Source organism: Flavobacterium sp. CBA20B-1, assembly GCF_028473145.1.
GTDB lineage: Bacteria > Bacteroidota > Bacteroidia > Flavobacteriales > Flavobacteriaceae > Flavobacterium.
This window is the reverse complement of the sequence record NZ_CP092370.1, coordinates 2,181,503-2,206,540: the sequence shown is the minus strand read 5'-3', so window position 1 is coordinate 2,206,540 and position 25,038 is coordinate 2,181,503. Positions and strand designations below refer to the sequence as shown.

19 protein-coding genes, 4 tRNA genes and 1 rRNA gene are annotated in these 25,038 nt (G+C 36.6%); 5 read left to right on the top strand and 19 right to left on the bottom strand.

Annotated elements, in window-relative coordinates:
- Positions 1 to 10: 10 nt before the first annotated feature.
- The 10 genes from MG290_RS10835 to MG290_RS10790 all read right to left on the bottom strand — a co-directional run bounded on the left by MG290_RS10835 (position 11) and on the right by MG290_RS10790 (position 9,265).
- Positions 11 to 82: transfer RNA gene (locus tag MG290_RS10835), tRNA-Cys, on the bottom strand.
- Between the two features lie 5 nt (positions 83 to 87).
- Positions 88 to 164, bottom strand: a tRNA-Ala gene (locus MG290_RS10830).
- Positions 165 to 317: 153 nt separating this feature from the next.
- A tRNA-Ile gene (locus MG290_RS10825) sits at positions 318 to 391 on the bottom strand.
- 70 nt (positions 392 to 461) lie between these two features.
- Positions 462 to 1,979, bottom strand: a 16S ribosomal RNA gene (locus MG290_RS10820).
- A 199-nt stretch (positions 1,980 to 2,178) separates the two neighbouring features.
- Positions 2,179 to 2,253: transfer RNA gene (locus tag MG290_RS10815), tRNA-Val, on the bottom strand.
- Between the two features lie 279 nt (positions 2,254 to 2,532).
- Positions 2,533 to 3,630, bottom strand: coding sequence for a T9SS type A sorting domain-containing protein (locus MG290_RS10810; protein WP_264561311.1), 1,098 nt, complete (start codon positions 3,628 to 3,630; stop codon positions 2,533 to 2,535).
- Positions 3,631 to 3,640: 10 nt separating this feature from the next.
- The gene (locus MG290_RS10805; RefSeq protein ID WP_264561310.1) at positions 3,641 to 4,528 is read right to left on the bottom strand and encodes a hypothetical protein; all 888 of its coding nucleotides are present in this window, start codon (positions 4,526 to 4,528) and stop codon (positions 3,641 to 3,643) included.
- 625 nt (positions 4,529 to 5,153) lie between these two features.
- Positions 5,154 to 6,920 carry a 30S ribosomal protein S1 gene (rpsA, locus tag MG290_RS10800; protein WP_257500054.1) on the bottom strand — a complete coding sequence of 589 codons (1,767 nt, stop codon included), beginning with the start codon at positions 6,918 to 6,920 and terminating at the stop codon, positions 5,154 to 5,156.
- Between the two features lie 200 nt (positions 6,921 to 7,120).
- Positions 7,121 to 8,770, bottom strand: a complete 1,650-nt coding sequence (locus MG290_RS10795) for a DUF6029 family protein (RefSeq protein WP_264561309.1) — start codon at positions 8,768 to 8,770, stop codon at positions 7,121 to 7,123.
- A gap of 3 nt (positions 8,771 to 8,773) precedes the next feature.
- A complete protein-coding gene (locus tag MG290_RS10790; RefSeq protein WP_257500056.1) occupies positions 8,774 to 9,265 on the bottom strand; it encodes a TlpA family protein disulfide reductase in 492 nt (163 codons plus the stop codon).
- A 126-nt stretch (positions 9,266 to 9,391) separates the two neighbouring features.
- On the opposite strand from MG290_RS10790, the gene MG290_RS10785 reads away from it, so the two are divergent.
- Positions 9,392 to 10,297, top strand: a complete 906-nt coding sequence (locus MG290_RS10785; protein ID WP_264561308.1) for an Omp28-related outer membrane protein — start codon at positions 9,392 to 9,394, stop codon at positions 10,295 to 10,297.
- A gap of 57 nt (positions 10,298 to 10,354) precedes the next feature.
- On the opposite strand, the gene dinB is transcribed toward MG290_RS10785, so the two are convergent.
- Entirely contained in the window at positions 10,355 to 11,431 is a 1,077-nt protein-coding gene (dinB, locus tag MG290_RS10780; protein WP_264561307.1) for a DNA polymerase IV, read from the bottom strand.
- An 11-nt stretch (positions 11,432 to 11,442) separates the two neighbouring features.
- Positions 11,443 to 13,479, bottom strand: coding sequence for a site-specific recombinase (locus MG290_RS10775; RefSeq protein WP_264561306.1), 2,037 nt, complete (start codon positions 13,477 to 13,479; stop codon positions 11,443 to 11,445).
- A gap of 48 nt (positions 13,480 to 13,527) precedes the next feature.
- Between MG290_RS10775 and MG290_RS10770 the strand changes: the two genes are divergently transcribed.
- Complete coding sequence (locus MG290_RS10770) at positions 13,528 to 14,001, top strand: CYTH domain-containing protein (RefSeq protein WP_264561305.1); 474 nt, start codon at positions 13,528 to 13,530, stop codon at positions 13,999 to 14,001.
- On the opposite strand, the gene MG290_RS10765 is transcribed toward MG290_RS10770, so the two are convergent.
- The 4 genes from MG290_RS10765 to MG290_RS10750 form a co-directional block, all read right to left on the bottom strand.
- Entirely contained in the window at positions 13,985 to 14,344 is a 360-nt protein-coding gene (locus MG290_RS10765) for a septal ring lytic transglycosylase RlpA family protein (RefSeq protein ID WP_264563201.1), read from the bottom strand. The two genes, MG290_RS10770 and MG290_RS10765, sit on opposite strands and share 17 nt — an antisense overlap.
- Positions 14,345 to 14,366: 22 nt before the next feature.
- On the bottom strand, positions 14,367 to 15,011 hold the full coding sequence (locus tag MG290_RS10760; RefSeq protein ID WP_257500061.1) for a septal ring lytic transglycosylase RlpA family protein: 645 nt from the start codon (positions 15,009 to 15,011) through the stop codon (positions 14,367 to 14,369).
- Between the two features lie 82 nt (positions 15,012 to 15,093).
- Entirely contained in the window at positions 15,094 to 15,516 is a 423-nt protein-coding gene (locus MG290_RS10755; protein WP_264561304.1) for a hypothetical protein, read from the bottom strand.
- Between the two features lie 146 nt (positions 15,517 to 15,662).
- On the bottom strand, positions 15,663 to 17,915 hold the full coding sequence (locus tag MG290_RS10750; RefSeq protein ID WP_264561303.1) for a TonB-dependent receptor plug domain-containing protein: 2,253 nt from the start codon (positions 17,913 to 17,915) through the stop codon (positions 15,663 to 15,665).
- A 94-nt stretch (positions 17,916 to 18,009) separates the two neighbouring features.
- On the opposite strand from MG290_RS10750, the gene MG290_RS10745 reads away from it, so the two are divergent.
- The 3 genes from MG290_RS10745 to MG290_RS10735 are packed head-to-tail and all read left to right on the top strand — an operon-like array spanning position 18,010 to position 20,232.
- Positions 18,010 to 18,666, top strand: coding sequence for a metal-dependent transcriptional regulator (locus tag MG290_RS10745; protein ID WP_264561302.1), 657 nt, complete (start codon positions 18,010 to 18,012; stop codon positions 18,664 to 18,666).
- 1 nt (position 18,667) lies between these two features.
- On the top strand, positions 18,668 to 19,498 hold the full coding sequence (locus MG290_RS10740) for a ZIP family metal transporter (RefSeq protein ID WP_264561301.1): 831 nt from the start codon (positions 18,668 to 18,670) through the stop codon (positions 19,496 to 19,498).
- An 11-nt stretch (positions 19,499 to 19,509) separates the two neighbouring features.
- Positions 19,510 to 20,232, top strand: a complete 723-nt coding sequence (locus MG290_RS10735) for a phytanoyl-CoA dioxygenase family protein (protein ID WP_264561300.1) — start codon at positions 19,510 to 19,512, stop codon at positions 20,230 to 20,232.
- 162 nt (positions 20,233 to 20,394) lie between these two features.
- Here the strand turns inward: MG290_RS10735 and MG290_RS10730 are convergent, their stop codons facing one another.
- The 3 genes from MG290_RS10730 to feoB form a co-directional block, all read right to left on the bottom strand.
- Positions 20,395 to 20,853, bottom strand: coding sequence for a hypothetical protein (locus tag MG290_RS10730; RefSeq protein WP_264561299.1), 459 nt, complete (start codon positions 20,851 to 20,853; stop codon positions 20,395 to 20,397).
- Positions 20,838 to 22,703, bottom strand: coding sequence for a type VI secretion system amidase effector protein Tae4 (locus tag MG290_RS10725; protein WP_264561298.1), 1,866 nt, complete (start codon positions 22,701 to 22,703; stop codon positions 20,838 to 20,840). The genes MG290_RS10730 and MG290_RS10725 overlap by 16 nt, the downstream gene beginning before the upstream one ends.
- A 235-nt stretch (positions 22,704 to 22,938) precedes the next feature.
- Positions 22,939 to 25,038: a ferrous iron transport protein B gene (feoB, locus tag MG290_RS10715; protein ID WP_264561297.1), complete on the bottom strand. Its 2,100-nt coding sequence runs from the start codon at positions 25,036 to 25,038 to the stop codon at positions 22,939 to 22,941.

The window sequence follows — 25,038 nt, the reverse complement described above, 5'->3', positions numbered from 1 at the left end:
CGTTGAATCGTGGAGAATAAGGGAGTCGAACCCTTGACCTTCCCGCCTGTAGCGGGACACTCCAGCCCCTTTTGGCTGAATCTCTTATGGTGGAGAATAAGGGAGTCGAACCCTTGACCTCCTGCGTGCAAGGCAGGCGCTCTAGCCAGCTGAGCTAATCCCCCAATTTAATTATGAATTGTGGATTATGAATTATGAACTAAATTTAATAATCCCTCAAACCTAAAATTTGCTTTGAATAAAATACTTTGTAGTCCCGGGCAGACTTGCTTCGACTTAGCTCAGCATAAACTTCTCGTCTTCCCAGTAATACTTCGTAGTCCCGGGCAGACTCGAACTGCCGACCCCTACATTATCAGTGTAGTACTCTAACCAGCTGAGCTACGAGACTCTGTATTTTTTATTCTGCTTTTTTTTTGAACCAACAGTTAAAGAGTAAAAGATGTTTAAACCATCTCTAGAAAGGAGGTGTTCCAGCCGCACCTTCCGGTACGGCTACCTTGTTACGACTTAGCCCTAGTTACCGGTTTTACCCTAGGCAGCTCCTTGCGGTCACCGACTTCAGGTACCCCCAGCTTCCATGGCTTGACGGGCGGTGTGTACAAGGCCCGGGAACGTATTCACCGGATCATGGCTGATATCCGATTACTAGCGATTCCAGCTTCACGGAGTCGAGTTGCAGACTCCGATCCGAACTGTGACCGGTTTTATAGATTCGCTCCTTGTCGCCAAGTGGCTGCTCTCTGTACCGGCCATTGTAGCACGTGTGTGGCCCAGGACGTAAGGGCCGTGATGATTTGACGTCATCCCCACCTTCCTCTCAGTTTACACTGGCAGTCTTGCTAGAGTTCCCGACTTGACTCGCTGGCAACTAACAACAGGGGTTGCGCTCGTTATAGGACTTAACCTGACACCTCACGGCACGAGCTGACGACAACCATGCAGCACCTTGTAATTTGTCCGAAGAAATATCTGTTTCCAAATACGTCAAACTACATTTAAGCCCTGGTAAGGTTCCTCGCGTATCATCGAATTAAACCACATGCTCCACCGCTTGTGCGGGCCCCCGTCAATTCCTTTGAGTTTCAGGCTTGCGCCCGTACTCCCCAGGTGGGATACTTATCACTTTCGCTTAGCCACTCAAACCGAAGCTCGAACAGCTAGTATCCATCGTTTACGGCGTGGACTACCAGGGTATCTAATCCTGTTCGCTACCCACGCTTTCGTCCATCAGCGTCAATCATTTGTTAGTAACCTGCCTTCGCAATTGGTATTCCATGTAATATCTAAGCATTTCACCGCTACACTACATATTCTAGTTACTTCACAAATATTCAAGCCCTACAGTATCAATGGCATTTTTTTGGTTAAGCCAAAAACTTTCACCACTGACTTATAAAGCCGCCTACGGACCCTTTAAACCCAATGATTCCGGATAACGCTTGGATCCTCCGTATTACCGCGGCTGCTGGCACGGAGTTAGCCGATCCTTATTCTTACAGTACCGTCAAATTCCCACGCATGGGAGTGTTTCTTCCTGTACAAAAGCAGTTTACAATCCATAGGACCGTCATCCTGCACGCGGCATGGCTGGTTCAGGCTTGCGCCCATTGACCAATATTCCTCACTGCTGCCTCCCGTAGGAGTCTGGTCCGTGTCTCAGTACCAGTGTGGGGGATCTCCCTCTCAGGACCCCTACCCATCATCGTCTTGGTATGCCGTTACCACACCAACTAACTAATGGGACGCATGCTCATCTTATACCAATAAATCTTTATAATATAAATGATGCCATTTCTATTAACTATAAGGTATTAATCCAAATTTCTCTGGGCTATCCCTTAGTATAAGGTAGATTGCATACGCGTTACGCACCCGTGCGCCGGTCTCTCCCGCCCGAAGGCGGGATACCCCTCGACTTGCATGTGTTAGGCCTGCCGCTAGCGTTCATCCTGAGCCAGGATCAAACTCTTCATCGTATAATTTTTTTTATTGTTGATGTGTCGTTTAAAACCTCTTGGTTGCCCAAGAGCTTTTACTCTTTAATTCTCTGTTAATCCAATATGTCTATGAACTTGTTCTTCTTACATTCGCTTCTCTCTCAAAGCGGTTGCAAAAGTAAAACTTATTTTTTAATCAGCAAAATTATTTTTGCTTTTTTTTGAAAAAGTTTTTTTGTGGGCGATGAGGGGTTCGAACCCCCGACCCCCTCGGTGTAAACGAGGTGCTCTGAACCAGCTGAGCTAATCGCCCTTTTTCTTTTTTGAACGGACTGCAAAGATAATAACCTTTTTCTATACCATCCAAATTTATTTTTTACTTTTTTTTCTAGGAACGTGGCTTTCGTTGTCCTGAAAGCGGTTGCAAATATACTACTCTTTTTTTGGCTTTTGCAAATGCTTTTTGAAAGTTTTTTAATCTTTTTTGTAATTGTTTGACAGCGTGTGGTTTTGAAGTTTAAGCTAGGTAAAAATAATCTTTGCCAAAGTTTGGAACTTTGGCAAAGTTGTTTTGAAGCTACAGAAAAAAAAACTACTTTTTCACCAATTTTTTAACCGCTGTACCCTGATTCGTTTGCAAGTGCAGCATATACGTGCCACTTGCTAAATGTTCTACGTTTAATTGTATATCGGTTTCGTTGTTGTAGGTTTGGGTGCTTAACTGTTTGCCTGCAACATCATACACCGTGATTTGCTGTATCTGCATATTCTCAGCGTTGGTGATGTTTACAACATTGCTTGCTGGGTTGGGGTATAAGTTAAATTTTGCAGCCAACTGCTCGGTAGTTGCTAAAGTGGGTACCGTGTTTTGAGCTACTAAATTAATGTTATCTATTTTGGGGGTATAAAAAGTACCATCAACATCGCCAGACTTCGTGTAAAAAAACACTAATTCAACAGGGCTGTCATCAGGCAAGGGGTTGCCCTCGGTATCTAACCCCCCCAACTCTAAAGTAAATGCAATGTTTTTAACATTCGTATAGTTTAAAGTTGGTATGCTGAAATACGCTTTGTTGTTATCATAATCTATATACATTTCTACAGTAATCCAACTGCCATTTGGTGGCGGTTGTAAGGGGGTGCCGGGACTTACCACTACAGCTTCACCACTTCCGCGATTAAAATTACCCCTAGAAAAATCAAAACCAGCCATAAAACTATGATGATCAGGATCATATGAAAACCTAGTCAACCCTCCTTCCTTGCTGTATAAAATTATACGTATTGGATCAGATGGAGGAGTGGAACTGATATAACTATCATCTACATACAAATCAAAACTGCACTTAAAAACATTATTACCTGCTGTGCGTTGTTGCCAATAGGGGTTGATATCGGTACGGAATAAAGTACGTGTCCATTCACCTTTTTTGGTAAGGGGTCCTATTTGTGCAACATTCCCTTTGTTGGCTTCGGCTACAATTTTATAATCGTTATTGGTAAGCGGCGTATTGTAGATAGGTTTATTTTCGGATTTGGTAAACCAACCGCCTACACCGGGTACCGTGCCGTTATAATCGGTGCCTATATTTCCCACAGGATAACTGTTAAAATTTTCGATGTAGAGTACTTGGGCAGTTAAGTTATAAACGCCTAACAAGGTGGTTATAATAAGGAGAATCTTTTTCATAGTTAACTATTTACTCTATATAAATTTTTACTCCACGAGGTTGTCTATTAGGTTTTGGCACCCAAGGACCGGTAAGAGCCGGAATTTGAACCCACTCATCATAAAACGGCACGGTAGTTATTTTGCGAATACCAGTGCCACTGCCGAGGGTAGCAGTACCAAACAACTGTCCTGAACTCACGTTCATAGGGTCTGAACCTGTAAACGTATCGGGATTAACAACAATTTCCTTTGTGCTTACACCACTGGGGCTATCGTGATATAATAAATCGCTGCCAAAAGGTACATCTGAAAGCCCCATTAGAGACCAATCGTCATTAATACTATTATTCTCTAGGGCTAATACATAATACGCATCGGGGTCAAAATTATACATATCGGTACCAAACTCTACTTTGTAATAAAACACTTTGCCATACTCGCGCAACAAGCGTTCTTCTGCACTTGTACCAGCAGGTGGTGGTGCAGGTAATGGATACCCTAGCTGCATAGGTTGTACAATATCATTGTTTATAATATCAAAACCAATACTGTTTAAATTATAATTAATACCCACTGGTATGTTTACTAACGGGCAATGATCTTCATCATGTTGCACCCACAACTCGTGGGTGTACCAACCTGTACCAGGCACTTGTGTTAATACAATAGGATTTGCTTGTACATAATCGCCGTATTCATTTCCACTGGCAAAAAGATTTGGATAGGCACCACTTGCCAAGTTAAACCCACCTGTTGGGGTATTGTAAAAACCATCATTAGCACCATCATAATATGCCAAACCTATATAAGGGGTTACCCGGACGTGTACACCGTCGTTCATTGTACCGCTGTATAATTCGTATTTCACTTTATACAATGAATCAATATCCCATGGCGACTCATAAGAATCAGACATGCTATAAGTTGCATACTGTGAACCGGGATTAGAAGGATGCTCTGAAGTACTTGCTTGACCATTGTCCTCAAATACACTGTCGGTTGTACATGCTGTAAGGGTTAGGCCTATTACCCCCCCCCCACAAAATTTTGCTTAATTTGCTCATAATTATTATATTTAAGTTGATTGAATTGTAAATATAATAAAAAAATTAACATGTTGTTAAATAAAACAAAAAAAGCTAAAAATTTCTTTTTAGCTTTTTTTTGTTTTTGTATAAAATCTTATTTCATTTCCTGCAACCAATTGCGCATTGAAACTTCTTCGTTGATAATGTTTTTAATCTTTGCCAAAGTTTGGAACTTTGGCAAAGTTGTACAATTTTACAACATACAATTTACATTATACAGTAAAATCCGCGTTAGGGATAGCAGCGGATAGCCCGCAGCGAGGAGGTACGACAAGCGAGGACTTGGAGCGTATAGCCCGACCCGACTGTTTGCTTGGATTTTTCTGTGATGGACGAAATGGTATGTGTACCCTGAGCTTTGTTTTGAAAAGGAATGGAAGGGGAACGCCCAAATTATAAAAAAAATCCCGCCACTTTTGAAGGTGACGGGATTGAGTATGTGTGAAAAACGTATTAGTTTTTACCTTCCATTTTAGCTTTTAATTCTGCTAATGCGTCGATATCTCCTAAGGTAGTTTTTTCGTTTGAAGCGTTGTTTGCTGCTGCTTTTTCTTCTGCTGCTTTGAAGTTTTTCTCTTCTTCTTCACGGAATGTTGCAGTGTGCGATGCTACTACTCTTTTGAATTCTTTGTTGAATTCGATTACTTTGAAATCAGCTGTATCGCCTTTTTTCAATTTTTTTCCGTCTTCTTTTTCTAAGTGACGAGTTGGGATGAAGGCTACTACATCTTCTTCAAAGTTAATGGTTGCTCCTTTATCGTTTAAGTCTGCAATTGTTCCGTTGTGAACAGTACCTACGCCGTAAGCTGCTTCGTGTGCATCCCATGGGTTGTCGGTAGTTTGTTTGTGACCTAAAGATAATTTGCGACCTTCTACATCTAATTCTAACACTACAACGTCTAATTTGTCTCCTACGTTTACAAATTCTGATGGGTGTTTGATTTTCTTAGTCCAAGATAGGTCTGAAATGTAAACTAATCCGTCGATACCTTCTTCTAATTCAACGAAAACGCCGAAGTTTGTGAAGTTACGAACGGTACCTGTGTGTTTAGAACCTACTGGGTATTTGGATGTGATGTCTGTCCAAGGATCGTTTGATAATTGTTTGATACCTAATGACATTTTACGCTCTTCGCGGTCTAAAGTTAAGATAACTGCTTCTACTTCGTCTCCGATTTTAACGAAATCTTGAGCTGAACGTAAATGAGTTGACCATGACATTTCAGAAACGTGGATCAATCCTTCTACTCCTTCTGCTACTTCGATAAATGCACCGTAATCGGCTAAAACAACTACTTTACCTTTTACTTTGTCACCAACGTTTAAGTTAGCGTCTAAAGCATCCCAAGGGTGTGCGTTTAATTGTTTTAAACCTAATTGAATACGTGTTTTCTCGTCGTCGAAGTCTAAGATTACTACGTTTAATTTTTGGTCTAATTCTAATACTTCAGATGGGTGGTTGATACGAGACCATGATAAGTCTGTGATGTGGATTAATCCGTCAACGCCACCTAAATCGATGAATACACCGTATGAAGTGATGTTTTTAACTACTCCTTCTAATACTTGACCTTTTTCTAACTGACCGATGATTTCTTTTTTCTGAATTTCGATATCAGCTTCGATTAATGCTTTGTGAGATACTACTACGTTTTTGAATTCGTGGTTGATTTTTACAACTTTAAATTCCATGGTTTTGTTTACGTATTGATCGTAATCGCGGATTGGTTTCACATCGATTTGAGATCCTGGTAAGAATGCTTCGATACCGAATACGTCAACGATCATACCACCTTTTGTTCTGCATTTAACAAAACCGTTTACGATTTCGCCTGTGTCATGAGCTGCAATCACGCGATCCCAAGCTTTGATGGTACGTGCTTTGCGGTGAGATAATACTAATTGTCCGTTTTTATCTTCGCGAACGTCGATTAGAACTTCTACTTTGTCACCAACTTTTAAGTTTGGATTGTAGCGAAATTCGTTTAAAGAGATAACACCTTCAGATTTAGCGTTGATATCAACAATTGCATCTCTGTCTGTGATTCTTACTACTACACCTTCTACAACTTCTTCATCACCGGTTGAGATAAATGTTTTTTCTACTAAGTCTTCGAATTCTTTAAGGTTTGAAGCATCTACTGCATCAATACCGTTTTCATAACTGTCCCAGTTGAAAGTGTCTAAGAATTCTTTTGTGTTTTGTGTTTGTTCAGACATGTCTGATAATAAATTTGTATTCTGTTTATTTAAGGATTGAAATGAAGTTTTAAACAGAAGTAGTTATTGATTATTGTTTTCGCTTTTTAGCTCAATCCTTATCTTCTGCTAAAAAGTGGTGCAAATTTACGTTGTTTTTTTTTATCTTCCTAGAAATCAATAAAAAAAGTCTGAAAAATGAATTCCAGACTTTTTTTTATTTAGAAATTGGTTGTTAGGTTTACGGTTAATCCGTTTGATTCTGGCACGAACCTGCATACACCGCCTACGCAGATTAAACCACCACGTTGACGTCCATAGTTTAGAGCAATACGTGTTGCTCCTTTGGAGAAGCTTCCTCCTACGCTGTAGTAATGAATACGACTTTCTGGATGTGAGTTTCCGTAGTTATACATATCGGTTACATAAAGGCTAAACATTGTGTTTGGAACAAACTCTAATAGCGCTGCTCCCCAATCACCTTTATCTGCGGTTGCCCACATATTTTGTAACTGCAAACGAACAGAGGTTGTTTCTGAAAAATTATATAAGCCTTCCACACTAGCTATATCTGTTTTAACATCATCAAACTTTCCTTCTAAAAGGGGTGCGTTGTAATATTGGTTCATATACATGGCAATCATTTGAAATTTTGTTGAGTATCTTTTTCTAACTTCGATTGCCAGATCCTTATAGTATTTTTCTCCAAATTGCAAAAATTCATCATTTAGTATATTGGTATCAAAGTTGTATGATGATTTTAGACCTGCCCAATAGGATCCATTAACGGCCAAATGGGTTCCATATTCACCTCCTAATGTTGTTCCTTCTACAAAATCATAGTAAAAATCATACTGCCCGCCAATTTCTCCATTTCTTTTCTCGAACCAATTAACCCCTCCTTGCGCTTGATACACATAAATATTTTGCAGCGAAAAATCGTATTGTTTGGTTAGTGCAGGCACATAGTTTATCACTCCTTTATTATATACATTTCCGCTAAACTTTCTTTCAGAATAAAACATCATATTTTCTAACCTACGCAGATTCACACTAGATCCAAAATTATTTTTATTATATCCTAGGTTTAACAATATTGCATTCCCGTCTAGAAATGTTTCGCCAACATAATCATCATTTTCAAAAATGATGTCTTTTTGCTTATGAATATATTCACCACTAAGGTTAAAGCTACCTAAGCCTAAGCTTACACGACCTGAAAAGGCGTTGATAAGATCATTTACACCATTGTAGTCAACCACTTTTTCTTCATCTAATCTACCCACATAGCTGGCACCTAACCTTAAATCGGTACTTTCTAATTTTAATGCGTCTGACAAGTTAAATTCTAGATTGGTTCCCACCACATAGCTCTCAGACAGGTCAAATCCCATTCCAAAACGTTGTTTACCACCTAAAGTGGTAAGGTCAAGGTTTTTTGTTAATCGCAACTTCGCATTCAAGCCAAAAAGCGCATTGTTAATTCCTAATGCACGATCTTCCCATGAACGCAGAATTAATCCGCTGCCAAATTGCTCATAAAAGTGTCCCAAAGTAATGTTTACACCATTATCAAAATCGTTATACTTTGCGTATATGGTACCGATATGTGCATCCTGTAAATCTGGATTGTAGTTGATTATTGCTTTGGGATAGTAAGCTTCTATCTGGGTTCCAAACTCCCATTTGTTTTTAAAATAATCTAGTTTGATATAGGTATTCGACCTTAGCCTTTCTTCCGCTTCTGTTTCGTCTATCTTAATTTTTTCATCGTCTATGTAATATTGACTATTTGATTCAATACCTACACGAATTTGCGCATAAAAGAAAGACGACGTTAAGAACGCCGCCAAAAAAAATATTTTTTTCATTAATTATTTTTTTAAAATTTTCACCAATTCTTCTTCAATAATATTTTCAATACCCGGTGTATAATTGGAGTGAGTAAACATCACTTTTCCTTTGTAAAGCACCATGGTATATGGAACATTAACAACATTTAATGTTCTTTTAAGGTCTTGATTGGTGTCTAATAAAACATTGTATTTCCAGCTTTTAGATGCAACCATAGGCTTTACTCTATTAATGGTTTTTGAATCATCGATAGAAACAGCGATTAATTCCACCCCATAGTCTTTTTTCCAGTGGCTGTATTTTGTTTTAATGGCTTCTAACTCTCTAATACAAGGTCCGCACCAAGTAGCCCAAAAGCTAACGATTACCGGTTTTGATGAGTTATTATAATTGGCTATATTGATTGCTTTGTTATCTAATGTTTTTAGGGATACATTTGGGAGTTTGTTCTGCGCTACAGCAATAGTAGCTATAAAACAACACACAATTAATAATGATGTACGTAATTTCATGATACTTTAAGATTCTATTAAATAATGATTTTCAAAAGTAAGAATAAAATAATTACATAAACAATTTTGTAACTATTATTTTTTTTTTACTTTTACATATTATTAACTTATTATTAACTTATTTCTATGTTTACTAAAAATTTATTGCCCGCTTTGCTATTTGGAATAGCTTCTATTGGTTTTGTTGGTTGTTCAGGTTCTGATGATTCAGCTGACACACCAACAGAGGTAGATTTTACAAAAGGAGAATACAAACAAAAAGTATTAGTTGAAGATATTACTTCTGCAAGTTGTATGTGGTGTCCGCTAGGTACTGTTGCAATTGAAGGATTAGAGGGTTCTGACTATAAAGATAGAGTTATTGGTGTTGGTGTGCACGGTGATTTTAACCCAAACAGCGTAAAAGATCCATTTGTTTTACCAGGTATGACCACTCTTATGAAAGCTATTAAACTAAAAGGTTGGCCACATTTAAGTTTTAACCGAAATACCACCATTCCTGGAACTGGGTTTCAAAGTTTTATTCCTGCAACTGCTTCAGGGGTTTACTCCTTTTCTGCTGATAGATTTGAAACTTTCCAAAAGAAATATAAACTTTTAAATGAAGGATCTCCAATCGGAATCAAAATTGAATCAAACTTAGGTGCAACAAGCGGTAAAGTTGATGTGAGCTTAAAATTCAGCCAAAACATTGATCAAGAACTTAAATATGTTGTTTATTTATTGGAAGATGGCTTAGTGTTTCAACAAGCAAATGCTACTGCTATGTTTGGCAACAACTCAGGAGAACCAGCTTGGTCAATGAATTTTGTTCATGATCATGTGGTGCGTGCTACTAATAATTTCTTAGGTGAGCCTGTTCCTGCTGGTCAAAAAACCACAAGCGAATTCAAAGCTTCTGCAAGCTTATCATACACTATTGAAGATCTTTCAAAAACAAGTGTGGTTGTTGCAGTTCTTGATAAAGACGGAAACGTGGTAAATGCTCAAAAAGCAAAAGCTAATACCACACAAGACTACGAAAAAATGTAGAAACATTTAAAAATCAATTCTAAGAAGCTGTCCAAAACAATGGACAGCTTTTTTGCTTTAAAACCGAAATTTTAATTGCACATACTCTGCTTTTTTTTGGTTGATGTTTAAATTGCTTATTTGAATTCCAATTAAGCGTACCGAAGTTTTTAAATGACTGTTTGCAAGCAAATCTAAGGCTGTGTCGAGTAACAAATCGTAGCTGCTTATGTAATAAGGCAAGGTGGTGCTTTTGGTTTGAAGCGTAAAATCACTGTACTTTATTTTAAGGGTTAGAGTTTTCCCCGATAAATTGCGTTTTTGTAAGCGTATAGAAACTTCTTCGCAAACGTCTTTTAGTTTATCTTGCAAAGGAATGATTGAGGTGAAGTTTTCTGTGAAGGTTCGTTCGGCACCAATTGATTTCGGCAATCGGTTGGGCACTACTGGCGAATTGCTAATACCACGCGCCAATTGATAAAAATGCAGTCCTGAATTGCCAAAATGTTCCTCTAGAAAGTCTATTGATTTCATTCGCAGGTCGCTGCCTGTAAATATTCCCAAATGATACATTTTTTCACAGGTCTTCTTCCCTACTCCAAAAAAACGTTTAATTTCCAGTGAATCTAAAAAAGGAATTATCTCGTCGGGGCGAATGGTTTTTTGTCCGTTTGGTTTGTTATAATCGCTTGCTATTTTGGCTAGAAATTTATTTATTGAAATTCCGGCTGACGCTGTTAATCCAGTACTTTGAAAGATTTTTTGTCGGATTTCTTCTGCCATTAAAGTGGCGCTTTTCATCCCTTTTTTATTAACGGTAACATCTAAAAACGCTTCGTCTAAAGACAAGGGTTCTACTAAATCGGTATATTCTAAAAAAATGGTACGAATTTGTTGCGATACTTCTTTGTAGCGATCAAACCTGGGTTTCACAAAAATAAGTTCCGGACATTTTTTTATAGCTAATTTTCCGCTCATAGCGCTTCGCACACCAAATTTCCGTGCTTCATAGCTTGCAGCAGAAATCACACCGCGGATTTCTGAACCACCAACAGCCAATGGTTTGTTTCGCAATTCGGGAAAATCGAGTTGCTCTACCGAAGCGTAAAACGCATCCATATCGATATGTATTATTTTTCGATGCGCTGCCGTCATTTATTATTCATTTACAAGTTTTCCTTATTTCTCTTTGGGAAAAAGAAATGAAGAGGGTGCTTTTTAAAGTGTTGCCAAACCGACTTTTGTAGCGCGAATACTTCAATCAAAGGAATGTTTCTGGAACGGAACGCCAATCCTAAAGACAATCCAAAACTGACAATAAAGTTCATAAATCCTACAAAAAACAATCCTAGCAAACACCATAACCAGGTTTCTGTGGGCAATTGAAAATCGGCTCCATAAGCACCCAATGCAATGTTTCCACCCACAAAGGTTATATGGCGAATATCTAAATTCAGCCCTAAGAAAATTCCAATAGAGTGTGTACTGCCCATAAACACACCAAACCAAAAGTTGGATATAATACCCGGCCATTTTTTTTCGAGCCAAGTAGCCAACCGGTGCGATTTGTAAGCACCAATAGTGCTTTTTAGAAATGGATTTTCTTGAATGCGGTAATACACTTGGTTGTGTTTGTTTTTGTTGGATACATTTCCAGAAATGATTCCAGAAAGAAAAAGAAAAACACCTGCGATACCTGCATGCAAAATTGCCCAAGAATGCACAGGGCTGGCATCTTTTAGCAGCGTGTGCCATTTGGTATCGGTAATATTGATGCCCGTAACACTGTCTATACACCAAATAAGCAGCAAAGCAACTAAAAATGCCATAATTACATTGCCTACAAATGCAATAAATTGCGAACGAAACAATCGGGCAAACAATCGGGCAAAAGCAGTATGCTGTTCGGCAGACGATTGGTTTTTGCGGCCTTCTTCTATCGCTTTAATAATGGTTGATGCTGTCATAGCAGGCTGTTTGGTTGCTAAAGCAAAGCCTAACAAATAAATCACTATGAATCCAAAAGCATAGTTCATACTGTACAGAAAGGCAAATCCAAAATCGCTGGTATCGGACTTGGACAGCAACACTTTAAAGATACACAAAAAACCCACTATTAACCCGGCACCTAATGAAGCTTTGAACATTCCAAAATATTCTTTTACAGTTTCGGTAATGTAATGTTCTCCGGTTTTGGCGGTATATTGTGTTATTTCGTAGGAAACTACTTGCGTACTTTCTGCGATTAGTTTGCTTACATTGTTTTTATAGCAATTGTATTCGATTAGTCTGAGTGACAATTTAATGGTGTTTGTGAGTTGGTCTTGTTTGGTATCAACCACTAATAAATCCATTAAAAATTTGATGCGATCTAATTGCTGCCTAATTCGCAATAAACTTTGGTTTACTTTAAGGGTAATTCCAAACACGGAGCTGTTTTTATAGGCGTGTTTCACCAACTCTACACATTGATTGTGCAAAATAACTAATTGTTTATAGTTTAAATCATTGGCATCAACAAACTGAATTTCGCCTTTGCGCAAGCGGCTTTCTATTTCTAGAAATTCACTTTCGAAACCTAAAAACGGACTCGCCAAGTGGTTGTATTTAGGAATCATATTTAAAATACTGGTTTCCATGGAACGACCACTCATTCGTTGGGTGAGCAATCCCATGGCATAAAGCATTTCAGACATGGCACCTTCATCGGCTTTTTCAAACTGATAAATATCTTTTATTTGCAAGATTTCAAGCAGCTCTACCAATTCGGTCAGTGGAATTTTATTAATCCAAATAAAATCATTTTCTTTATAAAAAACCTGATTTAAAACATATTCTAATGTTTCTTTCTGGGGCTGATAGGGCAAAACTTTAGCCGAGATACGCTTTCTTATTTCATATAAAAAATCAGAATCTTGCAGAATACCGGCGTCTGAAGCCATTAAGTGAAACTTTCTTCCTGAAAGAATATTTTTTAAATAATCACTTAACGTTTTTCGATCCTTATCAAATTCAATTAAATGATCCAACAATTCGCGAAGAGTAATGTTTGCTACGCGTTTTGGATTTTTCGGACGAATATATCGAACCAAATCGTACAAAAAATACAGGCTATCTTGCAACATTACTTGATCTTCTACGATATACTTCGCAAAGATTTCGCTAATGTTTTTATAGGTAAAGTTCTTTTTTAATAAACTCATACAATCTTTTTTACGATATTTGATTCTTTAGTAAAACTTAAAAAAATCATGTTTGAAATTGAACGAAAATTCAGCGTTAAAAGTACTACTTTTTTGGCGAATGCTAAAAAAAGCTATAAGATTACGCAAGGTTATTTGAATTCTAACGAAAACCGAACGGTTCGGGTGCGTATTAAAGGCGATAAAGGTTTCATTACGGTTAAGGGAATAAGCAGTGCCGATGGTTTAAAACGGTTTGAATGGGAAAAAGAGATTGCTGTTGAAGAGGCAGAAGCTTTGCTATTGCTTTGTGAGGATTTCATCATCGATAAAACCAGATATATAGTTTTGAATGGAGATGCAGTGTTTGAAGTGGATGTTTTTGAAGGATTAAACACCGGTTTAGTTATTGCCGAAATTGAATTGCAAACTACCGATGAACATTTTGAAAAACCCGATTGGCTGGGCGATGAACTTACAGGTGATAAGCGATTTTACAACTCTTATTTAAGCAATCATCCGTTTGCTAATTGGGTGGATTAACCAATTCTAATTTCACTTTTAGCTTACCTGCTTTTTTATCGTGGGAAATGGCATTGAACGCTTTTTTGCTTAGGTCAATTTCTAAGCCTTTTGTGAATGGACCGCGGTCGTTAATCAACACCTCAACACTTTTGTTGTTTGCAAGGTTGGTTACTTTTACTTTTGTGCCAAATGGGAGGGTTTTGTGAGCGGCCGTTTGCTTATTATTTGAAAAAATTTCTCCATTGGCAGTGGTTCTGCCATTGAATTTATCGTGGTAATAACAAGCAAAAACCTCATTTTTAAACAATGAGGTTTCTGTTTTTTTGTTTGTTTTGGCGGTTTTGCAACTTGCCAAACACATTAATATTAGTATAAAAAATACGTTATAGCGCAAATTCGTTTAAATCTAAATCTTCTGGAATAGAAGTAATGATACTTAATTCTTCTTGCAATTCGCTTTTTCTTTCTTCGTAGTTTTCTGGTAAAACTTCTATTTTAACAGGTAAAACACCACGACCTTTATTACTTGCTAGGTCCATAAAAGCGGTTTTGCTTAAATCTAGTTTTCGACCTTTCACAAAAGGGCCGCGATCGTTTATTTCTACAATTATTTCGCGATCATTTCTTAAATTGGTCACGCGTACTTTGGTACCAAAAGGAAGTGTTTTGTGAGCCGCAGTATATTTTTTATTGCTAAAAATGGCACCACTTGCTGTTTTTCTACCGTTGAATTTGTCGTGGTAATAAGAAGCATTTGTTTCTTCATGCACCACCTCTACTTCCTCTTCCAAGGCTTCTAATTCGGCATTTAATTTAACTAATTCGCTTTTTAAGTCTGCTTCTTTTTCGTTTATTTTAGAAGAATCTTTCCCCAAACTGTTAGCTGTTGCTACTTCTGCAAACGCTAATTCTTTCCCCACAACCTTTTCGTTGTTATCCGTCTCCGTGTTTTTTGATAATACACCGTAGCTCATTATTGCCGTTAGTGTTACCAATCCTACTAAAATTAATGAAAAATGCTTCTTCATAAATTGTAATTTAATTAAACTTCTTTTTTTCTTGTAAAGACAAGAGGATTCTTTTCTTTTTATTTAATTTAAGAATTGAATTTTATAACCAAGCGCTCCAAGGAATTCTAGACAATATCAAGATGGTTCCCAAGGCATACATGATGGCAATTGATTTGAATTTTGCTTTACTTGTTGTCATTTTTTTGTGACGCGACCAACCAATTGTAATTAAAACTACTGCAATTATATTGATCAATGGATGCTCTAAAGCATACAATCGCAAGGTGCTATCTTTCATTGCTACTGAAAATGATTGAACCATTGGAGACACAAAATAAAGTATGATTCCAATTAACAATTGTATGTGTGTAAAAATTAACGCAAATAACGAAATTTTACGGTCGCCATCTTTAAATTCTTTGTTTGATGTCATTCCAATGATTGCGTTGATCGAAGCAACAATTAACAAAATTAAAGCCAAATAGGCAATGTAAGAATGTGCGTGTTGTAAACCTGTGTACATAGTTTTAAATTATTGTTGTTTGCTGGCAAATATAGGCTTTTTTTATTGTTAAAAAGCACCTTTTAATTTTAACACAAAGGCAAAGATACTGAAAAACAAATACATAGTGAAATTTTTGCTTAAAATAAATAGTTTTTAACACAATTTTAAAAGCTGTACCGCACTCCAAAAAAAGTTCTAATACCTTGGTTTGGTGCATAAATATAAGTGGGATCAAACACTAAACCATACGGATTTTCAGCCGTTACCAAAGCAGTTCCATTAGCATCATATTGCACATTTTTGTTAAATGGATCATGTGAACGAGCAATTAAAAACGGATTGTTTTTGTTGGGTGTCCAATTCAAAATATTTTTCACACCTCCATAGATTTCAAAATGCTTAAAACCTTTATATGTAAATTGAATATTTTGTAAACTATAGGTTTTAGAATAGGGCAAACGCGGATCTAATGCACTCACTAAAGGCAAACGCATCGGTCCATATACATTTCCAGAATAGTCAACCGTAAGGTTTAAATTATTAAAAGTGTAGGAAACCACCCAAGTGCCCGAAAATTTTTCAGTAAGAATTTGTTGCGTACGCACACCCTTTTCTACCTTACCTACATCTTGCAACGTTACCCCCAACATCATTTTTAAATTATTAGCATACACTGCATCTACATTCAAGCTGATTCCTTTAGTTTCGGCATATCCTTCTAAATTTTTATAAATAATTTCATTGGGGTTGGTGTCATAGTCAGGGATAATGGAATTGGTAAAATGCGTGTACCAAGCTGCTGCTTCGGCTTGAAGCATTAAATCATCTTTCAACATCCAGGTTTTTAGGAAATTCAGATTCACATTAAACGATTGTTCGGGTTTTAAATCTTCTAAAATCACCACTTCTCGTGCGCCGGAAAGCGCCGCATGTTCTTCTGTAAACAAATTTACTACTCTAAAACCGGTGCCAGTGTTTAAACGCAAAATGGTTCCTTTTTTAGATTCATAGCGAAATGCCAGTCTGGGCGTAACAATACTTTTGTGGGTTTTGTGGTAATCATATCGCAAACCGCCCAACACACTGAAAAGCTTGTTGATTTTATATGAATCTTGAACAAAAAAACTGGGAATAAATGTTTCATCTGCTGTAGAAGTGGCTACGCTGTTGTCATCATACAATTGATAGCGGGCAGCAGTTCCCATCAAAAAATCGTGTTTTCCATAGGTTTTATCCCAATAGAATTGAGCAAAAGCAATGTTTTGTTTGGCAAGAAAAGGTGTATCGCCATACATGGAATTTTGATCGTGAGCGGTAAAGGAAAACTGACTGGTAATTTTTTCGGTAAACGGCAATTCGTATAAACCAAGCAATTCAAAGCGGTTGGTGTAAATCGATTCTCCATACACATCGGTTCCTCCTCGGAAATTGCGGTTCCAATTCATTTGTCCACCCCACCGATCTTCGTAAAAATAACGAGTGGCAACTGCTAATTGCTTTTTTGAGTTGCGATTAAACGTAAATTTGTTGAAAATTGAAATACGGTCTTGCAAAGTAATATCGGTAAATCCGTCTTTATTTTTGTCGATGGTATTGGAATAATTAAAGTAATTCACCCCCATTAACCAATGCACTTTTTCTGAAACTTTTAAAGAAAGACCCAAATCAGTATTGATTTCACCCCACGAAGTTCCAAAAACATCAACTGCATATTTTGATGCATACAACGGATTTTTTGTAATGATATTGATCAATCCACCCACAGCTTCACTACCGTATAACGACGATGCCGGACCTTTCACGATTTCTACTTTCTCTATTAACGAATTCGGAATGCCCGACAAACCATAAACTGTTGACAAGCCACTTACAATAGGCATTCCATCGATCAAAACAAAAGTATAAGGTCCTTCTAAACCATTTATATGAATATCGCCCGTGTTGCAAACACTGCAATTTACCTGCGGCTTTACACCATTGACATTTTGAAGGGCTTCAAAAATATTTGGGGTTGGATTTTTTTTGAAAAAAGTAGGTGTATATACCTCTACCGGCATTAAACTTTCAGACCGAAGCACAGGTTTTAAACTGCCCGAAATCACAATTTCGTCTAATTGATCAGCAACCGGTTCTTGGTTTAAAATAAAATGGAACTGTGGATTATCAGCCGATACCATCCACTCAAAATCTTGTATAAATCCATTTTCATTCTGAATTTTGGCATGATACAAACCTTCTTTTTCAAATTCATAATAAAAATATCCATCGGCGTTTGTAGGCAATTCCGTATCGATTTCTTCAATATAAACAACTGTTTCAACAGGCAATCCATTATTTATCACCTTTCCCTTGAAAAAAACTTGCGCAGTAACACTCTGAAAAGAAATAAATACCACGAAAAATATAATTAGTTTCATTTTATTTAATTTTTAGACAAATCTAAAAATATTTTTTAAACATCTAAACATTTAAATTCAATTATTTATTTATATTTGATATTTATTTGAAACTATGCTTACTCATTCCGAAGAAAACTATTTAAAAATAATTTATCATTTATCGCAAACCGAAGATAATGGCATTTCTACCAATGCCATTGCTCAAAAAATTGATACCAAAGCGTCATCGGTGACCGATATGATAAAGAAATTAAAAGAGAAAAAATTAATTACACACGAACGATACAAAGGCGTTTTTATCACTAAATTGGGGATACAAACAGCCAAAATGATTATTAGAAAGCACCGTTTATGGGAGGTTTTTTTGGTGGATAAACTACATTTTAATTGGGATGAAGTGCACGATGTTGCCGAAGAATTGGAACATATCAAGTCGGAAAAATTGATTAACGCACTAGATGCTTTTTTAGATTATCCGAAAGAAGATCCGCATGGCGACCCGATTCCCAATGCCAAAGGCGAAATTCCGTACCGAGAAAAAGAGTTGCTCACAGAGGCAAAAGTAAGCAGCGAATATATGTGTGTGGGTGTGAAAGACACTTCGCCTGCATTTTTGCAATATTTAGACCGACAAAAAATTGCTCTTGGAAGCACGTTTAAAATTTTAAAACACGAAAATTTCGACCATTCAGTAACGGTACTTTTTCAATCAACCGAGTTAACTCTTTCTAAAGTTGTGGCTCAAAACTTATTTGTAAAGAAAATTTAATATGTTCGATCAACTCATCGCTTTTTTTGAATCGGTAGATCCGGTTTGGGCAGCACTTTTCGCCGGATTATTCACTTGGTCGTTAACCGCAATTGGCGCGGCATTGGTTTTTGTTTTTCGCAATCCGAACAAAAAATTATTAGACGGCATGCTTGGTTTCACAGGCGGCGTGATGATTGCAGCCAGCTTTTGGAGTTTGTTGGCACCTGCCATAAACATGAGTCAGGGCGAAGGTTTTACCAAAGTAATACCTGCTGCCATTGGCTTTGCGTTAGGCGCATTGTTCTTGTTTGGCTTGGATAAAGTGTTGCCGCATTTGCATTTGAATCATCCCGAATCCAAAACCGAAGGCGTTAAAACCAAAACGCCTTGGCAAAAAACAACTTTATTAGTTTTAGCAATTACGCTGCACAACATTCCAGAAGGTTTGGCGGTTGGCGTTTTGTTTGGTGGTGTGGCTGCTGGAATTCCCGAAGCTACCATTGCCGGGGCATTAACTTTGGCGATTGGCATTGGTTTGCAAAATTTACCCGAAGGTTTGGCGGTTTCGTTTCCGTTGCGCCGGGCGGGAATGAGCAAAGGCAAAAGTTTTATGTACGGACAAAGCTCCGCATTGGTGGAACCCGTTGCGGCTGTGATTGGGGCATTGGCTGTTGGCTTTTTTACGCCGATTTTGCCTTACGCATTAGCCTTTGCAGCCGGAGCCATGATTTTTGTGGTGATTGAAGAAGTTGTTCCAGAAACCCAGCAAGGCGATAACGGCGATATTGCCACCCTTGGCTTTATTGGCGGTTTTATTGTAATGATGATGCTGGATGTGGCTTTGGGGTAATTAAGAGAAATATGGTGAACCTTTTTAATACTGCGAAAGATAGCTTAAACAACAAAGGATTTTCTATTGTTGAGGGAATTTATACTGATACCGAAATAGAATCTATCATATCTTGTATTGACAAAGCCGATCAAACCAATACTACTTTTAGAAAATCGGCTGATTTATTTGCGATAAGACAAGTTGTGAAAGAAATCCCAGAGATAATTCCATTTGTTTTTAATGATAACCTTCGCAAATTGATTGCAGATATTGCAGGAAATGATTATTTCATTGTGAAAAGCATCTATTTTGATAAACCGGAAAAATCTAATTGGTATGTTGCTTATCATCAAGATTTAACCATTTCGGTAGATAAAAAAGCGACTCTTGAAAACTTTATGAATTGGACAAAAAAACAAAATCAGTTTGCTGTTCAACCTCCAATTTCGATTTTAGAGAATATTACAACCTTACGAATTCACCTCGATGAAACAAATTCTGAAAATGGTGCATTGAAAGTAATTGAAAATTCTCATTCAAAAGGAATCTTCAGACCCGAAAACATTGATTGGAAAAATGAAAAAGAAACTACTTGCGATGTTCCTAAAGGCGGCGTAATGCTTATGAAACCATTGTTGCTACACAGTTCGAACAAAACAACAAACAATGAGAAACGAAGAGTGCTTCATATAGAATTATCCAATATCAATCTCCCAAAAGAATTAAATTGGGCTGAAAAGCAAGAATTTTAGTGTTGAAAACAATTTATACAGCAATACCATTTACAATAACAAAAAAATCACCCACAACCGCAATTGCCGTCGCCACAGTTGCCTTTCTTCTTTTTCTTGAAAATAAACTTTTTTAAAAATAAAGCCCTGAAAATTTCAGGGCTTTTGTATTGGGATTAATTTTTAATAACTTAAGAATTTACCTAATCCTTTTTCATTTTTATAAAAATGTTTATGTGATTCAAAGTATGCTTCATTTAAATATTCTAAATTATTACATTGTCTATAGTTATTTATTTCTTTGTGAAAATTTTCAATTATTTGTATATCCTTGTTGGTTAGATTATCAGAATTTAAATTTTCAATTCCTAATAAGTAAACGTCTGTAAATCCTTGCTTTTTTTCGTACTCTATTTTTATTTGAGGATAAATATTAAGAAAATCATCTGTATTTAAAATTATTAATGTGTAAGGACGAGATGAACTATAACTTGATTGAACAAAATGATATGTTGCATATTTTGCTTGACTGAAATATTTAGGATATTCTAAAACTTCCATTTTTACATGTTGTGAATAACTTGAAAAAGTTATTAAAGAAAATAATATATAAAAACTTTTCATTTCTAATCCAACTGCCATATATCTATAAATTGAATATCACCGTCATAAAAATGACAGTTATTAACACAGGTTTGATCTGGTTTTAGACAATCAGCATGTCCTGTAGCCCAGTTACTTCCAGCAGGTGATACTATTGAAAATATACCTTTCTTATTTTCAGTTTGAAACAAATTTGGAAACAATATACCATTTAAACCACCTTGTGCTTTTGTATAACGTTTGTGTTTAGGATTATGAGGGGTGGTAGGATCTCCATCATTAGTCCCAAATGTTTTACGCATCCACTGATTTATGTCGTTTGCAAATGTAAAATAATAATCATAAGTACCATCAGATTTAATTGCACCTTTTCTTGTTTTACCAGGTATATTAGGTATTTTAATTCCACATTCATTCAAAGCATATGACATTCTAATTGCGCAAGTATTCATTTCTCTTCCTATAGCTATTATACCATTATAAAGTGTTGCAATTTCACCTCCAGTGAGCAAATGACATAAGTCATAAGCACTTACAGTCTGATCTGGATAGTTGCTAAAAAAATCATCATAGGTAGGTAGACTTTTCTGCTGAAAATTTAAATTAGGATTAGTCCAATAAGAGCCATCATAAACATCTAAACTTTCTACTCCTTCAACTTTCCCCATAAACCAGTTTTCAAATTGCTCAACAGTTACCGTTGGGTTATCTATTAAATAGTTAAAAGCCCAACTTAAAAAAGCTTCTGCTTCAGGTTTTAATCTTATAGTTCCATTTAAATATTGCTTATTTGTATTTGCATACTGCTGAAAGATATTTTTTTGTGATGCCGCTAAATTACTCCAAAAATTAATAAATTCTGTGGTATTAAACTTATTTCCATTTAAGGCTTCTTTTATAACAAATTCGGTTAAAGGGTTAAAATTTGTTTTTAAATAATCATCATTAGCTAAAAATTCGATAAGATTCTCGGCAATATTCTCATGATAAGTTGAATTTCTGTGACGCAACAGATACGCTAATAAATGATTCTTTGCATTAGGTTGCGTTTTTAACCAATTTTGAAAAGTAGGAGAAAGTTGCTGATAAAACTGTTCGTAAACTATATTACTACCATCACCTCCACCTCCACTCCCTGGGTTCGGTTCTAATATTTTAGTAGAAAAAACAGGAGCTTGCTTTCCACTATCAAATGTAAAGTTACATAAAATAGTACTTGTTACATACAAATAAGCATCATTTACTGCTCCGGGGCCTGTACAAGCTACGCCATATGGATGAAGCCCACCATTACTACATCTTGACGACTTTATGCTAATTACTGAATAACAATCTATACTTGAACTAGTTGTTTGATAATTGTTAGATTGTTGTGTAATTGTAATACCATTTTCAATATACGATTCTCCAACATATGATCTGTCTAACGTTGAAACTTCAATTTTCCCAGAAAAAAGCGGAGCAGAAAAATCAGTTGTAGGATAATACCTTAACAAAGCTACCTTTTCTTCTCCTTCTTCAACGGTTAATACAAATTTTTCCAAATAATCTCCTTCCCCAGTAAATTCATGCGTTATAAAAGAATACGTTTCGTTATCATGAATAGGGTCAAAGAAATAATCAATTAAAATTTCACTATCTTCTTCATCAGTATTAGTAATTTTAATCAAATTTTTTGTTGAAGAAATATAATTTTCTTGGAAAGAATGTTTTAAACTTTTATCAAAATCAAGTTTTTCATCCATCCTTTTAGAAACCTGTTTGTAGGTTAACTTCTCGTGGATAATTTCATTTGCAGTAGATTCTGCCTGTGGTTCAATTAAATTGTCATTGGTACATGAGCTAATAGTAAAAATGCCCATAAACAAATAAATAAAGTAGTTTTTCATAATAATTAATTCTAAATTTTGTTAAATATAATTATTTTTTAAATAAATCAGAAAATATATATAAAAATCTACATAATTTTAGTTTACTACAATTTACAATCAACAAAAAATCACCCACAACCGCAATTGCCGTCGCCACAGTTGCCTTTCTTCTTTTTCTTGAAAACAAACTTTTTTAAAAGAAAGGCAACTGCCATACACAGGGCGATATAAACAATTACATTTTGCATGGATGTTATTTTAAAAGTTGATAAGCTATAAATGCGGCTATGTATGCAACTGTGGTCATAAAGGCCATTTGAACAAAGGTCCATTTCCACGAATTGGTTTCTTTTTTGGTAACCGCTACGGTTGATAAACACTGCATGGCAAACGCATAAAACAAAAGCAGCGAAAAACCGGTTGCAAGGGTGTAAACAGCTGTTCCGTCAGGGCGTTTTTCATTGGCCATTCGGTTGATGATTTTGGCTTCGTCTTCTGTGGCATCTTCCCCTAAATTGTATAACGTAGCTAAGTTTCCTACAAAAACTTCACGGGCTGCAAACGATGTTAAAACCGCAATGCTTATTTTCCAATCGTATCCCAACGGACGAAAAACGGGTTCGATTGTTCTGCCTATAATTCCAATATACGAATGTTCTAATTGATAGCCCGAAATTTCGCTTTGCAATTCTTCTTCCGACAAATTTTCATTGATATGTTTTCCGCTTACTATTTGTGAGGCTTTTCCAAAAGTATCGCTTGGTCCGTGTGAACCTAAAAACCACAAAATTACCGATAATGCTAAAATGATTTTTCCGGCACCAACGATATACGAAATAACTTTTTCATACATATTTAAAAACACATTCTTTAAAATAGGTACTTTATAGGTGGGCATTTCAATCAAAAAAAAGGAATCTTTATATCTTTTGATGATTTTGCTTAGCACCCAACCTGCTACTAATGCTGCTAAAAATCCTATTACATACATCATGGTCATTACAAAAGCTTGCAAGGGAATGATACCAAAAATGTAACTGCGCGGAATGATGAGTGATATAATAATGATATATACCGGAATGCGTGCCGAACAAGTGGTAAATGGTGTAACCAACATAGTGATTAACCGTTCTTTGGGGTTTTCAATGGTTCGGGCGCTCATAATTGCGGGAATGGCACAAGCAGTTCCCGACACTAATGGAACGACCGATTTACCGCTTAATCCAAAGGGTTTCATGATGCGATCCATTAAAAAAACCACCCGACTCATGTAGCCGGTTTCTTCTAAAATAGATATTAAGAAAAACAAAATCGCAATTTGCGGCACGAACATCAACACACCGCCCAATCCGGGAATAATTCCGTTGGCAATTAAATCAGTAAGTTTTCCTTCGGGAAATGTAGCGGCAGCCCAAGTAGATAAATCGGCAAACAAACCATCTACAAAATCCATTGGAAAAGCTGCCAATTCAAATATAGAACCATAGATTAACAACAATACAAAGAAAAAAATCACATATCCGCCGATTTTATGGGTTAAAACCCGATCAAAACGCATACGAATATCGGTTGCTTTGGTGGTATCAATGGTATAAGTATCCTTTAAAATAGTATTGATGAACTGATAGCGTTTAATGGTTTCGCGCTGTTGCAGTTTTTTAATTTCAACTGCAGATTTGGTAAAATCGGTGGTGCTTGAAACAAGCGGACTTATATTTTCAAAAGAATACACGCCTGTTTGCGTAAGCCACACTTTATAAGGATTTTCATTGGGATACAACTGTTCTAAAGTCGAAAAATAGACTTCGTCTATGGTTTTTAAGTCAAAAACAGAATCGGTTGTATATGTTTCATAGTCTAAAACAGCTTCTTTTAACGCGTTTACTCCTTCTTTTTTTCTTGCCGAAAGGAGCACAATTTTGGTATCCAACGCTTTTTCCAACGCAGGTATATCAATAGAAATACCTTTTTTTTCCATTTGATCTGCCATGTTCAAAGCTAAAATCACCGGAAAACCTAAATCCTTCATTTGTGTAAAAAGCAACAAATTGCGTTTTAGGTTTTCAACTTCGGCAACCACCACCACCACATCCGGAAAATCTTTGTTCGATGCATCGAAAATAGCATTCAAAGCAATTTCTTCATCTTTTGAGGTGGGATTAATGGAATAAACACCCGGCAAATCAACAATACTCGCCTTTGTATCTTTTGATAAATGAAACGATCCTGATTTGCGTTCCACAGTAACGCCCGGATAGTTGCCCACATGCTGGTTTAAACCTGTTAACGCATTAAAAACCGAGGTTTTTCCTACATTTGGGTTTCCAATTAAAGCTATTTTTAGTTGTTTCAT

What these genes read in the sequence shown, in the direction of transcription:
- MG290_RS10810 (WP_264561311.1), bottom strand. Translation starts at nt 3,630, where the DNA reads ATGAAAAAGATTCTCCTTATTATAACCACCTTGTTAGGCGTTTATAAC.
- MG290_RS10805 (WP_264561310.1), bottom strand. Translation starts at nt 4,528, where the DNA reads ATGTCTGATTCTTATGAGTCGCCATGGGATATTGATTCATTGTATAAA.
- rpsA (WP_257500054.1), bottom strand. Translation starts at nt 6,920, where the DNA reads ATGTCTGAACAAACACAAAACACAAAAGAATTCTTAGACACTTTCAAC.
- MG290_RS10795 (WP_264561309.1), bottom strand. Translation starts at nt 8,770, where the DNA reads ATGAAAAAAATATTTTTTTTGGCGGCGTTCTTAACGTCGTCTTTCTTT.
- MG290_RS10790 (WP_257500056.1), bottom strand. Translation starts at nt 9,265, where the DNA reads ATGAAATTACGTACATCATTATTAATTGTGTGTTGTTTTATAGCTACT.
- MG290_RS10785 (WP_264561308.1), top strand. Translation starts at nt 9,392, where the DNA reads ATGTTTACTAAAAATTTATTGCCCGCTTTGCTATTTGGAATAGCTTCT.
- dinB (WP_264561307.1), bottom strand. Translation starts at nt 11,431, where the DNA reads ATGACGGCAGCGCATCGAAAAATAATACATATCGATATGGATGCGTTT.
- MG290_RS10775 (WP_264561306.1), bottom strand. Translation starts at nt 13,479, where the DNA reads ATGAGTTTATTAAAAAAGAACTTTACCTATAAAAACATTAGCGAAATC.
- MG290_RS10770 (WP_264561305.1), top strand. Translation starts at nt 13,528, where the DNA reads ATGTTTGAAATTGAACGAAAATTCAGCGTTAAAAGTACTACTTTTTTG.
- MG290_RS10765 (WP_264563201.1), bottom strand. Translation starts at nt 14,344, where the DNA reads ATGTGTTTGGCAAGTTGCAAAACCGCCAAAACAAACAAAAAAACAGAA.
- MG290_RS10760 (WP_257500061.1), bottom strand. Translation starts at nt 15,011, where the DNA reads ATGAAGAAGCATTTTTCATTAATTTTAGTAGGATTGGTAACACTAACG.
- MG290_RS10755 (WP_264561304.1), bottom strand. Translation starts at nt 15,516, where the DNA reads ATGTACACAGGTTTACAACACGCACATTCTTACATTGCCTATTTGGCT.
- MG290_RS10750 (WP_264561303.1), bottom strand. Translation starts at nt 17,915, where the DNA reads ATGAAACTAATTATATTTTTCGTGGTATTTATTTCTTTTCAGAGTGTT.
- MG290_RS10745 (WP_264561302.1), top strand. Translation starts at nt 18,010, where the DNA reads ATGCTTACTCATTCCGAAGAAAACTATTTAAAAATAATTTATCATTTA.
- MG290_RS10740 (WP_264561301.1), top strand. Translation starts at nt 18,668, where the DNA reads ATGTTCGATCAACTCATCGCTTTTTTTGAATCGGTAGATCCGGTTTGG.
- MG290_RS10735 (WP_264561300.1), top strand. Translation starts at nt 19,510, where the DNA reads ATGGTGAACCTTTTTAATACTGCGAAAGATAGCTTAAACAACAAAGGA.
- MG290_RS10730 (WP_264561299.1), bottom strand. Translation starts at nt 20,853, where the DNA reads ATGGCAGTTGGATTAGAAATGAAAAGTTTTTATATATTATTTTCTTTA.
- MG290_RS10725 (WP_264561298.1), bottom strand. Translation starts at nt 22,703, where the DNA reads ATGAAAAACTACTTTATTTATTTGTTTATGGGCATTTTTACTATTAGC.
- feoB (WP_264561297.1), bottom strand. Translation starts at nt 25,038, where the DNA reads ATGAAACAACTAAAAATAGCTTTAATTGGAAACCCAAATGTAGGAAAA.